At 46.2% G+C, this 12,800-nt stretch carries 14 protein-coding genes; 5 read left to right on the top strand and 9 right to left on the bottom strand.

All coding sequences use genetic code 11. The annotated features are described in order from the left end of the window. Window positions 1-39: 39 nt before the first annotated feature. A complete protein-coding gene (locus tag ACLI09_RS15960) occupies window positions 40-567 on the bottom strand; it encodes a hypothetical protein (RefSeq protein ID WP_411420640.1) in 528 nt (175 codons plus the stop codon). A 146-nt stretch (window positions 568-713) separates the two neighbouring features. Between ACLI09_RS15960 and ACLI09_RS15955 the strand changes: the two genes are divergently transcribed. Further along, entirely contained in the window at window positions 714-1,118 is a 405-nt protein-coding gene (locus tag ACLI09_RS15955) for a DUF2809 domain-containing protein (protein WP_411420639.1), read from the top strand. A gap of 40 nt (window positions 1,119-1,158) precedes the next feature. Further along, a complete protein-coding gene (locus ACLI09_RS15950) occupies window positions 1,159-3,501 on the top strand; it encodes an ATP-dependent helicase (RefSeq protein ID WP_411420638.1) in 2,343 nt (780 codons plus the stop codon). Between the two features lie 156 nt (window positions 3,502-3,657). On the opposite strand, the gene ACLI09_RS15945 is transcribed toward ACLI09_RS15950, so the two are convergent. The 4 genes from ACLI09_RS15945 to ligA all read right to left on the bottom strand — a co-directional run bounded on the left by ACLI09_RS15945 (window position 3,658) and on the right by ligA (window position 7,298). Then, on the bottom strand, window positions 3,658-3,993 hold the full coding sequence (locus tag ACLI09_RS15945; RefSeq protein ID WP_411420637.1) for an iron chaperone: 336 nt from the start codon (window positions 3,991-3,993) through the stop codon (window positions 3,658-3,660). Further along, the gene (locus ACLI09_RS15940) at window positions 3,980-4,606 is read right to left on the bottom strand and encodes a hypothetical protein (protein ID WP_411420636.1); all 627 of its coding nucleotides are present in this window, start codon (window positions 4,604-4,606) and stop codon (window positions 3,980-3,982) included. Before ACLI09_RS15940 ends, ACLI09_RS15945 begins: the two co-directional genes overlap by 14 nt. 122 nt (window positions 4,607-4,728) lie before the next feature. Then, a complete protein-coding gene (rlmH, locus tag ACLI09_RS15935) occupies window positions 4,729-5,202 on the bottom strand; it encodes a 23S rRNA (pseudouridine(1915)-N(3))-methyltransferase RlmH (protein ID WP_411420635.1) in 474 nt (157 codons plus the stop codon). A 95-nt stretch (window positions 5,203-5,297) separates the two neighbouring features. Continuing rightward, a complete protein-coding gene (ligA, locus tag ACLI09_RS15930) occupies window positions 5,298-7,298 on the bottom strand; it encodes an NAD-dependent DNA ligase LigA (RefSeq protein WP_411420634.1) in 2,001 nt (666 codons plus the stop codon). Window positions 7,299-7,415: 117 nt separating this feature from the next. Between ligA and ACLI09_RS15925 the strand changes: the two genes are divergently transcribed. After that, entirely contained in the window at window positions 7,416-8,387 is a 972-nt protein-coding gene (locus ACLI09_RS15925) for an endo alpha-1,4 polygalactosaminidase (protein ID WP_411420633.1), read from the top strand. A gap of 240 nt (window positions 8,388-8,627) precedes the next feature. On the opposite strand, the gene ACLI09_RS15920 is transcribed toward ACLI09_RS15925, so the two are convergent. From ACLI09_RS15920 to ACLI09_RS15910, 3 genes are all read right to left on the bottom strand, one after another. Continuing rightward, entirely contained in the window at window positions 8,628-9,488 is an 861-nt protein-coding gene (locus ACLI09_RS15920) for a hypothetical protein (protein ID WP_411420632.1), read from the bottom strand. A 52-nt stretch (window positions 9,489-9,540) separates the two neighbouring features. Then, window positions 9,541-10,359, bottom strand: coding sequence for a 3-deoxy-8-phosphooctulonate synthase (kdsA, locus tag ACLI09_RS15915; RefSeq protein WP_411420631.1), 819 nt, complete (start codon window positions 10,357-10,359; stop codon window positions 9,541-9,543). Between the two features lie 93 nt (window positions 10,360-10,452). Beyond that, window positions 10,453-10,899 (bottom strand): 2-dehydro-3-deoxyphosphooctonate aldolase, encoded by a 447-nt coding sequence (locus ACLI09_RS15910; protein ID WP_411420630.1) that lies wholly within the window; start codon window positions 10,897-10,899, stop codon window positions 10,453-10,455. Window positions 10,900-11,077: 178 nt separating this feature from the next. Between ACLI09_RS15910 and ACLI09_RS15905 the strand changes: the two genes are divergently transcribed. Beyond that, window positions 11,078-11,638, top strand: coding sequence for a YeeE/YedE family protein (locus ACLI09_RS15905; protein WP_411420629.1), 561 nt, complete (start codon window positions 11,078-11,080; stop codon window positions 11,636-11,638). 1 nt (window position 11,639) lies between these two features. Then, window positions 11,640-12,053, top strand: a complete 414-nt coding sequence (locus tag ACLI09_RS15900) for a DUF6691 family protein (protein WP_411420628.1) — start codon at window positions 11,640-11,642, stop codon at window positions 12,051-12,053. Here the strand turns inward: ACLI09_RS15900 and ACLI09_RS15895 are convergent. Continuing rightward, on the bottom strand, window positions 12,050-12,799 hold the full coding sequence (locus tag ACLI09_RS15895) for an alpha/beta hydrolase (protein WP_411420627.1): 750 nt from the start codon (window positions 12,797-12,799) through the stop codon (window positions 12,050-12,052). The two genes, ACLI09_RS15900 and ACLI09_RS15895, sit on opposite strands and share 4 nt — an antisense overlap. Window position 12,800 lies beyond the last annotated feature (1 nt).

Genomic DNA, 12,800 nt, shown 5'->3' with positions numbered 1-12,800 from the left:
TGTCTTTTTGTTTTAATAAGGGCAATTAAAAACACTTTCCTATTCGGCCCAAAGTTCGCTCACCTCTATTTTAAGGTGGGCCAGGGCTATGCTGCTGGGGCTCTGCTTTTCAAACAGGTCGGTAAGCATAACTTCGCGAAATTTATTGGCAGAGTCGATACGCTCACTCATGTTGGTTTTGCGTATGGTTTGTATGGTAGCGTTCTTGGCAGTGATAATAATGTTCCAGCATTCAGACGAAACGTATATCTGCTGGGTAAGGTTGTGCTCAAATTCCTGCTCTATCTGGCTAATAACATAGTTTTCATAATCGTGCTTGTTGCTGCTTTGCGGCGTTATGCGTATCAGGAGCTTGCTGGGGTCTATGCGCTCTAAAAAAAGTGCCAGCCTTTCATACGCCTGCAGCCTTAAGGGCAGTGCCTGCCTTTGGGCCTGTTTGTGCAGGGAGTAACGGCGGCGTCTTTGTTCGTTCTCAAAATAGCTGTTAAAAAAATAATATGCCATAATGCCCACTATCAGGGCCGGCAGGGAAGAAAAAAGCAGCTGTAAAAATTTGTCGAAATCCATGGGTGTATTTAAATAGTTATGTTAGGGAGGCATAACGCCAAAACGGTACTTATAATTGCAAAAAGCGAAAATAAAGAAATAAGTTGTACAAGCGTAACCCCTAAAGGATAAATTTCCACTTACATTTGTTTTGTAAAGCCAACTAAATGAAACCGCAACTATCCGCACGCCAAACGTATGCAGTGCTTATCATTTTTATTGTCCCCATAGGCCTGTACCTGCGCTACAGGGACGACTGGTTTCCGGATATCGTCAACCTTTACCTGGGCGATGTGCTGTATGCCACCCTGTTTTTCTTTCTTTTCAGTATAGCGTTTCCCGGCCATACTTCCCTGCGCCGTGCCGGTTACGCGCTTGCCGCCTGCTATGTAATAGAGTTGCTGCAACTGTACCGGGCGCCGTGGATGCTGGCACTGCGCGACACCAAACCTGGCGGGCTTATACTCGGCCACCAATTTTTGTGGAGCGACTTGCTGGCATACTTTATAGGCGTTGCCCTGGGCTACGGCACCGATATAATTTGGCGTAAGCCCGGCAAAATCGATAGCTGATTGTCGGTTTAAATCGCTATTTTTGTGGTAAAGTTTACCGATGGAAATCCACAAATATATAAGCCAGTTAAATGAAGCCCAGCAGGCGCCAACGCTGCAGAAAGACGGGCCAATGATAGTGATAGCCGGTGCGGGCTCAGGTAAAACGCGCGTGCTTACAGTGCGTATCGCCTACCTGATGAGCCAGGGCGTTGATGCCTTTAACATACTGGCGCTTACGTTTACTAATAAGGCCGCTAAGGAAATGAAACACCGTATAGCCGGCATAGTAGGCAACGGCGAGGCCAGGAACCTGTGGATGGGAACCTTTCACTCCATTTTTGCAAAAATACTTCGCTTTGAGGCCGATAAGCTGGGTTTCCCCAGTAACTTTACCATATACGATACCCAGGACAGCGTGCGCCTTATATCGGCTATTATTAAAGAAATGCAGCTGGATAAGGATGTGTATAAACCCAAGCAGGTACTGGGGCGTATATCTTCTTACAAAAACAGCCTGATTACGGTTAAGGCCTACTTTAATAACCCCGACCTTCAGGAGGCCGATGCCATGAGCAAAAAGCCGCGCCTGGGCGAAATTTACCAAAACTATGTAGACCGCTGCTTTAAGGCCGGGGCTATGGATTTTGACGACCTGCTGCTGCGTACCAACGAGCTGCTGAACCGCTTTCCCGAAGTGCTGGCCAAGTACCAGGAGCGTTTTAAATACATACTGGTAGATGAGTACCAGGATACAAACCACAGCCAGTACCTTATAGTTCGCGCACTGTCTGACCGCTACCAGAACATCTGCGTGGTGGGCGACGATGCGCAGAGTATCTACGCGTTTCGCGGGGCGAATATTAATAACATCCTGAACTTCCAGAAGGATTATGACGATGTAAAAATGTACCGCCTGGAGCAGAATTACCGCTCTACAAAAAATATAGTGGAAGCCGCGAACTCCATAATCGACAAAAATAAAATTAAGCTGGATAAGCTGGTGTGGACGGCCAATGACGACGGCCCGCGCATAAAAGTGCACCGCAGCCTTACCGATGGCGAGGAAGGCCGTTTTGTGGCAAGCACCATTTTTGAGGAAAAGATGCAAAAGCAGCTCATGAACGGGCAGTTTGCCATTTTGTACCGCACCAATGCCCAGAGCCGCGCCATGGAGGATGCATTGCGCAAGCGCGATATTCCGTACCGTATTTATGGGGGGCTTTCGTTTTACCAGCGCAAAGAAATAAAAGACGTGCTGGGCTACCTGCGCCTGGTTATAAACCCAAAGGACGAAGAGGCGCTTATGCGTGTTATCAACTTCCCCGCAAGGGGTATAGGCGGCAGTACGCTGGAAAAGCTTACCGTGGCGGCTAACCATTACGGCAGGTCTATTTTTGAGGTGATGGAAAACATTGATAAAATCGACCTGAAATTTAACAGCGGCACCAAGAGCAAGCTGCAGGATTTTGTTATCATGATAAAGAGCTTCCAGGTGATGAACGAAACCTATGATGCCTTTGCACTTGCCGAACACATTACCAAAAAAACCGGCCTGATACAGGAACTTAAAAAAGACGCGACCCCTGAGGGCGTGGCCCGTATAGAGAATATTGAGGAACTGCTTAATGGTATGCGCGACTTTATAGAGGGCCAGCGCGAAGTAGACGGCGCCCGGGGCGCACTATCTGAATTTCTTGAAGATGTGGCCCTGGCATCAGACCTTGATAAAGATACCGGCGATGACGACCGCGTAGCGCTCATGACCATCCACCTGGCTAAAGGGCTGGAGTTTCCATACGTGTTTATTGTAGGCATGGAAGAAGATTTATTCCCCAGTGCCATGAGCCTCAACACGCGCAGCGAACTAGAGGAAGAACGCCGCCTGTTTTACGTAGCCCTTACCCGTGCCGAGCGCCAGGCCTACCTTACCTATGCGCAGAGCCGCTACCGCTGGGGCAAGCTGGTAGACAGTGAGCCAAGCCGTTTTATTGAGGAAATTACCGATAATTACCTGGAATACCTTACGCCAACCGAAACTAACTACCGCTACAAGCCAATGATTAATACCGATATTTTTGGCGATGTAGATAAATCAAAACTACGGCAAACGAAGCCTGTTAACGGCACACCGCCAAAATGGGTTACCGATAACGAACCCAGGCACGATATGCCCATCCGCCGCCTGAAGCCCATGGCTACCAACAGTCCGAATGCAAGCGGCCCCGCAATGCCCGACAGCAAACTGGCAGCAGGCAACGTGGTAATGCACGAACGCTTTGGTAAAGGCAAGGTACTTAACCTTGAAGGTGCCGGCGCCGACCGTAAAGCCGAAATACACTTTGAAGTAGGGGGCATCAAAAAGCTGCTGCTAAGGTTTGCAAAACTCGATGTGATTGGTTAGTTTCAGGTTTAAAGTTTTAGGTTTTTTGAAAGTTCTGTGCCGGAAGATGGAATGCGGATGGCACGGATGCTTTGCAATGGCGGATTAGCGCGGATTTTTTCACATGGTGCCGTCCGGGTGAAGCTGTTCGCCTCTTTGAGAGGGGTTAGGGGTGTGTCAATTATTTGCAGCCCTAAACGCCACAATCCTTTTAATCAAATCCAGCGGCATAGGCTCACTCACCGGAAACTGTACCGAACCTTTTCCCTGCTTGTATTTAGATAATTCGTCTTTAAACGCTTCATGCCCGGTAGGTGTGGCATAAAACCCAATGTGGTTTTTATAGCCGGCAAAGTACACCAATGGCTTTCCGTTGAGTTTATAAGCCGGCATGGCATAGCTGATGCTTTCCACGGCACCGGGCGCGGTTTCAAGTATTGCCTCCCGAACCTGCTGTAATAATTTCTGTGTTTCCTGTGGAAACTGGGCGATATAGTCGTCAAGGTTTTTCATACGCTATCTTTGATTTGTCGTCTGCGGGCAATTTTTCGTACAGAAGTTTATGAAGGTTGTATAAATCGTTATTCAACCCAAAACCACCCGTGTGTGCCTTTGTTCCTGAAAAGCTGAATTGCCAGCAGTCGAAACATATTTTTACAATGCCGGTTATTTTTCCATTTTTACTAAAAACCAAAACATCGTGATACCTGGCCTCGCATATGGTAGACCAATTACGGTCTGTATATTTTTCCATGAAAATATCCTTAAGAAATGGTATATCTTTTTCAGGTATTTCAATTTTCAAAGGATAATTATCTTTGATGTTGGTTATTAAAGTATCGTTTAATTTTTCCGGAATATCAGAGGTAATTGCCCTGACTAAATCGTCTTCAGATTTAGTAATGGAGTCTTCCTTTTCTATTAAGTCTGCAAACTCCCCATCTGTAAGATCGTTGTGGTAGTAAGATACGCCATCAAAATCGAAGAAAGGGCTAGTTTTGTCAAGTTTCTCAAATTTATCATAATCGTCAACTTCTTCTTGTTTTTCAGATTCCGGTGCTTTAGTGTTTTCCTTACAACTTGCACATAATAAAAATGATAGTAAAAAAATAAGTAGCTTCTGCATATTGGTAGTGGTTTAAATATTTTTTTGACAGCAGATGATGCGAATTGAACCTATTTAAAGGGCTTTTTTTTTAGCCTGGTAAAGCTCCTGCAAACTGCGGCTGAATAATGAATACTTTTCTTTTACTGATGGTGATACGGCTCATTCCGTAATATGGTAAACGCCCGGTACACCTGCTCTATAAAAAACAGCCGCACCATCTGGTGGCTAAACGTCATGGCTGATAATGATATCTTGCCTTGTGCCTTGGCATATACCTGCTGGCTGAAGCCATACGGCCCGCCTATTACAAATACCAGCGTCTTGATGCCGCTGTTCATCTTTTTTTGCAACTCTTCACTAAAACCCACACTGCTGAAGTTTTTGCCGTTTTCGTCGAGCAGAATAAGCTGGTCAGTCGGGGTGAGCTTTGCCAGAATCAGTTCGCCCTCTTTTTCCTTTTGCTGCGCCTCGCTCAGGTTTTTTACGTTCTTTATGTCCGGTATAATTTCCAGGTCAAATTTTATGTAAAAACCCAGCCGCTTAGTATAGTCGTCTATTAGCGTTTGCAGGGCTTTGTTATCGGTTTTGCCTATTGCGATTAGTCTTATGTTCATCTTGAAAGCTTCTAAGTTCCTGAGCCGCCAAGCGGCTTAGCTTTTGTAGGTTGTTAGGTTCGGCTGAGTGTAGCTTTGCTAAGCAGCTTAGTGGCTCACAGGCTCAGCAGCTCCACAAACTCCTCCTCGCTAATAATCTTCACCCCCAGTTGGTTGGCCTTTTCAAGCTTGGCAGGCCCCATATTATCGCCGGCCACCACATAATGCGTTTTGCTGGATATTGAACTGCCCACTTTACCGCCGTTGTCTTCAATAGCTTTTTTGAGTTCGTCGCGGCTGAATTTCTCAAACACACCACTCACCACAAATATTTTCCCGGCAAGGGTATCACTCACAGTAGTATCGACGACGGCAGCGGCTTCCAGCTGTACGCCATAGCCTTTAAGGCGCTCAATAAGCTTGCGGTTTTCTTCGTTTTCAAAGAAATCTATTACGCTTTGCGCGATGCGTTCACCTATTTCGTCAACCAAAACCAAATCCATCAATGAGGCATTTGCCAAATTATCGATGTTTTTGTAATGGCGTGCCAGTTTCTTGGCAACGGTTTCACCCACATAGCGGATGCCCAGTGCATACAGGACCCGCTCAAACGGGATTTCTTTCGACTTCTCTATGCCGTCTATTAAATTTTGCGCGGACTTATCGGCCATGCGCTCCAGCGGGATAACCTGTTCTTTTTTCAGTTCGTACAGGTCAGCGTAGTTGTGCACCAAATCTGAGTTATACAGTAGTGCAACCGTTTCGCCGCCCAGGCCTTCAATATCCATCGCCTTACGCGAAATAAAATGCTGTGTGCGGCCTATAATCTGCGGTGGGCAGCCGTAAAAGTTAGGGCAGTAGTGCTGCGCCTCGCCTTCCTTACGCTCCAGCGGGGTAAGGCATTCGGGGCACTTATCTATGTAAATCGTTTCTTTAGAATCTTCGGGGCGCTGTGTAAAATCAACCGCGATTATCTTCGGGATAATCTCGCCGCCTTTTTCTACAAATACAGTGTCGCCTTCTCGCACGTCGAGTTTGGCAATCTGGTCGGCATTGTGCAGTGAGGCACGTTTTACGGTAGTGCCGCCCAGCTGTACCGGGTCTAAGTTGGCCACAGGGGTAATCGCACCGGTACGCCCCACCTGGTACGTTATGGTATTAAGTCGGGTAGATGCGCGCTCGGCCTTAAACTTATAGGCCACCGCCCAGCGTGGGCTTTTAGCCGTAAAGCCCAGCTCGTCCTGCTGGTGCAGGTCGTTTACTTTAATTACCACGCCATCGGTTTCATAGGGCAGGTCGTGGCGGTGGTGGTCCCAGTGGTCTATAAATGCCAAAACCTCGTCCATGTTATTGGCAAGGCGGGCTTCCTTTGGCGCTTTAAAGCCCCATTCTCGTGCTTTTTTAAGGCTTTCAGATTGGGTTTTTATGGGTAAATTTTGCCCGATAAGCGAGTATAGCAAACAATCAAGCGGGCGTTTTGCCACCTCGGCGCTGTCCTGCAACTTAAGGCTGCCGGAAGCTGTGTTGCGTGGGTTTGCATAAGGTGTTTCGCCAAGCTCTATAAGCTCCTGGTTCATCTTTGCAAAGCCGTCCAGCGGCAATATTATTTCCCCTCGAATGTCAAATTTTGCGGGGTAGTCGCCTTTAAGCTTTAAAGGAACCGAGCGTATGGTTTTTATATTGGCGGTAACTTCATCACCCTGAAAACCATCGCCACGGGTTACGGCTTTTGTAAGGCGGCCGTTTTCGTAGGTAATGCTTATAGAGGCGCCGTCGTACTTCAGCTCGCAGGTATACTGCACATCATCAGTACCCAGGCCTTTGTGTACACGCTTTTCCCATTCTAAAAGTTCTTCCTTAGAGTAGGAGTTGTCCAGCGAGTACATGCGGTGCTCGTGTACCACCGTATTGAAATTTTTGGTTATCGCGCCACCCACGCGCAGGGTAGGGGAGTCTTCATCAAAATATTCCGGGTGTTTTGCCTCAAGCGCCTGCAGCTCTTTTAACTTAATGTCAAATTCATAGTCAGATATGGTAGGGGCATCTTCTACATAATAGTTATAGTTGTGCTGGTTAAGCTCCTCGCGCAGGGCGGTTATTTTCCGGAGGATGTCCATAAAAAATAAAGTTTGTTTATCCTGCTAAGTTAGCCAAAGTTTAAAAATTGCGAAATATTTTTTGCGAATTGAAGTACTAAGCGCGTAGTTTTGGGAGTTATCTAACAAACGCCCCAAATGAAAAAAGCAATTTTTATCCTTGCTGTGATTGCGCTTGCCGGATGCAGTAAAAATGATGACAGCAGCACTACTACCGAAGACCGCGACTTCAAACAGGACATGCGTAATTTTGTTATTGGCATCAGCCAAAAGGCGAAAACGGCCAACCCAAATTTTGCGGTGATTCCCCAAAACGGCATAGAGCTGGTGAGCAGTACGGGCGAAGAAGGTGGAAGCCCCGCCATAGCCTACCTTGACGCTATAGATGGTAATGGGCAGGAAGACCTGCTTTACGGCTATGATAATGACGACCAGGCCACCAAGACCGCTACAACGGCCTATCTTAAAAGCTTTCTGGATATTTCTAAAAATGCAGGTAATACTATTTTTGTTACCGATTATTGCAGCACGGCTTCTAAAATGGCAAACTCCTATACGGCTAACCAGGCTTCGGGATATGTGTCTTACGCCGCGCCCGACCGTGACCTGGCCGTAATTCCATCAGGCCAGCCAAATAATGTAAACAGCGATAACATTACGCAACTGAGCCAGGCTAAAAATTTTATATTTTTTATTAACCCTGTTAATTATGCTACCAAGGCAGATTTCATAGCAGCGGTTAACGCCACAAATTATGATGCCATTATTATGGATTTGTTTCTGGAAGACGAACAATTTACTACTGCCGAAATTGCAGAGTTAAAGCACAAGGCGAATGGCGGTAGCCGCTTGATAATTTGCTATATGTCGATTGGGGAAGCCGAAGAATACCGTTATTACTGGAACACTTTGTGGAATAGCAGTAAGCCGGAGTGGATTGCCGCCGAAAACCCCGGCTGGCCGGGTAACTACAAAGTAAAATACTGGAATAACGACTGGCAGGGCATCATCTATAAAAACTCAGATTCATACCTTGATAAGATAACAACAGCCGGCTTTGATGGCGTGTACCTTGATATTATCGATGCGTTTGAGTATTTTGAGGAGTAGGCTTAGGCTATTGCGTAACTATTTTTACCACAAAGGGCACTAGGTTTTTTCACAAGGGCCATAACGCTGTCTTGGTAAAAAGTATACTGATAAGAACACAACACTTTACTTCGTCAGTTCGGGCATGGCCCTCGGGTGTGTCTTTCCGCCGAAGGCGGTTTTCATTTTGTGGTCATGGTAAGCCTTTGTGGCGAAAAAATAATAATAAAAAAGCGCGATACTTGCTACCGCGCTTCTCCTTTATAATTTAAAGATGCCCCCTACGGATATCATCCGCTGAAAGTAGCTAAAGTTTTGCGATGCCCTGTCGGCACCCCGATAGGTCGTCCGGATGTCGGGCATGGTTATATAACCGCTCTTAAACTCGCCCAGTACAAAAAAGTGCTTAAAGAAGGTAATGTTTATACCGGCCTCTGCAGTAACCCCAAAGCCGGATATATGAAAGTCGTCATGGCGCTGCTTGCCCAGTACCTTGGCGTTTGTTTTAGGATATAAAAATCCGCCGTATACGCCTTCTGTAAGGTTTATTTGTATTTTATCGGTATTTGTTATCCCAAAGTATTCCGAGAAGTCATCCATCCGGGAAATTCCGGCATTTATATAATTTAACCCGTCGGTATGCTCAAAGGTCAGAAAATCTTCGGTCATCTGTACGGGTATGTTGTTGTAAATGCCATTAAAAGCTGCCCCTGCCTGGTCCTGGGGTAAATTTATGTAGCCGTTAGTTTTTACATACTGGTTTTGGTTCATTACATACTTCATGTGGTCCAGCCCTATGCCAATGCTGTAATGGTTAGTTACATAATAGCCCACCCTGAGGTTTGTTTGCGGTATGGTCATCCGGCAGGGGTTTATATAATCTATAGTCCAGCCCTTGGGCTTATCCTGCGCGCCTACATCATAGAGTGTAAAATTGTAGCCGTCTCCGGTAAAGTTGATGTCTGACTCCGAATAGCTTTCGCGGTTGCCGCCCCAGTAAATATAAAATTTTCCTTTGTTGTGTGCGGTGTATTTTTCAGGACTGTCTGGCGTTTGCTGCGCAAAGGTGTACTGTGAAAAGATACAAAAAGTTAGTAAAACCTTAAGTAAAGGCTGATTCATTTAGGGGAAATGTCGTGTGTGTGAAACTTAGTTTTTTTGGGTAATGATATAATTAAAACTGGTTAATAGTTTTTCTTATCGCTGTTAGTTTTTCCATAAGGCCCTCAAAATAATCAAGATGCAGCATGTTAGCACCGTCGCTTTTAGCGTTTGCAGGGTCAAAATGGGTTTCTATAAAAATACCGTCTACACCGGTGGCTATACCGGCGCGGGCTATGGTTTCTATCATATCGGGCCTGCCGCCTGTTACGCCTGCCACCTGGTTAGGCTGCTGTAATGAGTGGGTAACATCGAGCACGGTAGTGGCAAATTGCTTCATGGTAGGTATGCCCCTAAAGTCAACAATCATGTCCTGGTAGCCAAACATGGTACCACGGTCAGTAACCATTACCTTATCGTTATTGCTGTCCTGCACTTTCTGCACGGCGTGCTTCATGGCTTCCGGGCTCATAAACTGGCCCTTTTTAAGGTTTACGGTACGCCCGGTTTCGGCGGCAGCCACCACAAGGTCGGTTTGCCGTACCAGGAACGCCGGTATCTGCAGCACATCTACATATTGCGCGGCTATTTCGGCATCTTCATTGGTATGGATATCAGTAACCGTAGGGATATTAAAGGTTTCGCTTACCTTGCGCAGTATCTTAAGTGCTTTTTCGTCGCCTATGCCGGTAAAGCTGTCTACACGGCTGCGGTTTGCCTTTTTAAACGAGCCTTTAAAAACGTAAGGTATTTGCAGCCTGTCGGTTACTTTTACAATATGTTCGGCTATGCGTAGCGCCATTTCTTCACCTTCAATGGCGCAGGGGCCTGACAAAAGGAAAAAGTTACCGCTATCAGTATGTTTTATTTGGGGGATATTATTTAAGTTCATTTGTGTATTTAAATGTGGTGCAAAGATAAAAAGAAAAAGCCTACTGATAACAGAAGGCCCTAACTGATTATGCTAACTTTTTAGAAAGCAGGATTATTTCTTAATACCAAAGCCGGCAGGCGCTTTAACGGCGCCTTTTTCGTAAATGTTTATATAGATAATTTTGGGCTTGCCCAGGCCGTTCCATGATACCTCATAGATATCCAGCAACCCCGCGCCCATGGCATCATTTTTAGTAGGGAACGGGCAGCAACTCTCTGTTTTAGTATAGGTAATGGCTTCACCGTTTGGGCCGGTAAGAGCGCCGAAGTAGCGCTTTACATTCATGTCGCCCATTTTAGCGGGCAAAAAGCCCAGGTTAACCGGATAGTCCTGGTCGTAACCATAATGTTTATCGCTGCTTATCTCGGTTATGGTAAAATTATTGTCCTTCGTAAGGGCAGGCATTGCCGCGCTGTCGTCTATATTTTTTATGGTATTTTTTGTGCTTACGCACGATGCAAGCAATACAAGTGAGGCTATAGCCAAAAGCTTTTTCATGAGGGATAATTTTTAATCAAAAATAAGAATATTGGGAACACTGATAACACGGATTAAATAGATTTTGACATATTTCTTTTAGGGATTGGTTTTAAAAAATCGGTGCTTATCCTTTAAATCAGTGTCATCTGTGTTGCTATTCATAAAAATGATACTTTTGCAATCAAATACTACAATTATGTACAGCTTTTTAGGCACCTGGCCCTGGTATGTGTCGGGTTTTATAATAGGCAGCGTTATGCTGCTGCTGGTTTACTTTGGCAAAACCTTTGGCATGAGCAGCAACCTGCGTACCATGTGTACCATTATGGGTGCGGGTAAAACCTCGGGCTTTTTCAGGTTTGACTGGAAAGCCCAGCGCTGGAACCTTGTAGTAGTGCTTGGCGCGATGCTTGGCGGCTTTATTGCCACGCACTACCTGAGTGACGGCAGCGGGGTGGTGCTTAACCCAAAAACCGTTACCGAACTGCAACAGCTAAATATAGATGAGCCAAACGGCAAATTATTGCCCGATGCCCTAACAAGCGCCGATGCGCTGCAGTCGCCTAAAGTGTGGGGCATACTGCTGCTTGGCGGCCTGCTGGTAGGCTTTGGTACACGCTGGGCGGGAGGGTGTACGTCAGGGCATGCCATTACAGGGTTAAGCAACCTGCAGTTGCCCAGCCTTATAGCGGTAATCGGGTTTTTTATTGGCGGATTGTTAATGTCGTGGCTGCTGCTGCCCCTAATTTTAAAGTAAGATGAAGTTTATAAAATTTTTACTGGTAGGCCTGCTGTTTGGCATTGTACTTACCAAATCAGAAGCCGTATCGTGGTACCGCATTTACGAAATGTTCCATTTCCAGTCCTTCCATATGTATGGGATAATAGGTACTGCCGTGGCGGTAGGGATAACAGGGCTGCAACTTTTTAAGCGAAAAAACCTTAACGATATAACCGGCACGCCCATAGCACTGCCTGATAAGGAAAAAGGCTTTACAGGCTATTTTGCGGGCGGCATTATATTTGGCCTTGGCTGGGGATTGGTAGGCACCTGCCCCGGCCCGATATTTATTTTGATAGGCTCCGGCTTTATGGGTATAGGTATTGTGCTTATCGGGGCGCTGCTGGGCACATGGTTTTACGGTTTACTAAAAAATAAGCTGCCGCATTAACCCTCCATCAGCCAGGTATAAGCGCCTGCAAATTCTTTTCGCCACAGCTTCTCGTTGTGCTGCCCGTTATGCACCACTTTTTTGTATAGCTGTGCCGGATTGGCTACACGCTGCAATATAAGTTCTTCCATTTCGGCAATATCGTGCAGCATGCTGTTGCTTTCGCGGTCGCCTGCCATAATATAGATGCGCCCATCTATGGTATCAACCGTTTTTATGTACTCATAAATTTCGTGGCTGAACCAGAATGAGGGCGAAAACACCCCCGCGTTGCCAAACACTTCAGGATACCTGAGCAGCGCATAAAATGATATAAGCCCACCTACCGAACTGCCAAAAATTGTAGTATGTTGCTTATTGGTAAGCGTGCGATAGTGGCTGTCAATATAAGGCTTTAGGGTATGGATAATAAAATCGAGGTAATCATCAGCATGGCCGCCGCCGTGGGTTTCATTGGCAAAAGGTGTCATCTCGTCGATACGGTGCTTGTCGCCACCGTGCTCTATACCCACTACTATGGCTTCGCCGTGCAGGGCGTTCAGTTTTTCTTCCACATGCCATTCGCGGCGCTGGGTTTCGGTATGGTCGAATACGTTTTGCCCGTCGTGCATGTAGATAACAGGATAGCCGTTATCGGTTTCAGCATATGCGGCGGGCAAATATACCCAGATTGATTTATCGGCATAAAGCTGCGGGGCCTGTAGCGTAAATTCTTTAACGGTGCCTTTGTCAGTAATCGTATTCATG

It is taken from the genome of Flavobacterium sp. RHBU_24 (genome assembly GCF_046613695.1).
GTDB lineage: Bacteria > Bacteroidota > Bacteroidia > Flavobacteriales > Flavobacteriaceae > Flavobacterium.
Note: the sequence above shows the minus strand (reverse complement) of the source record. Positions and strands in the feature narration are given on the sequence as shown.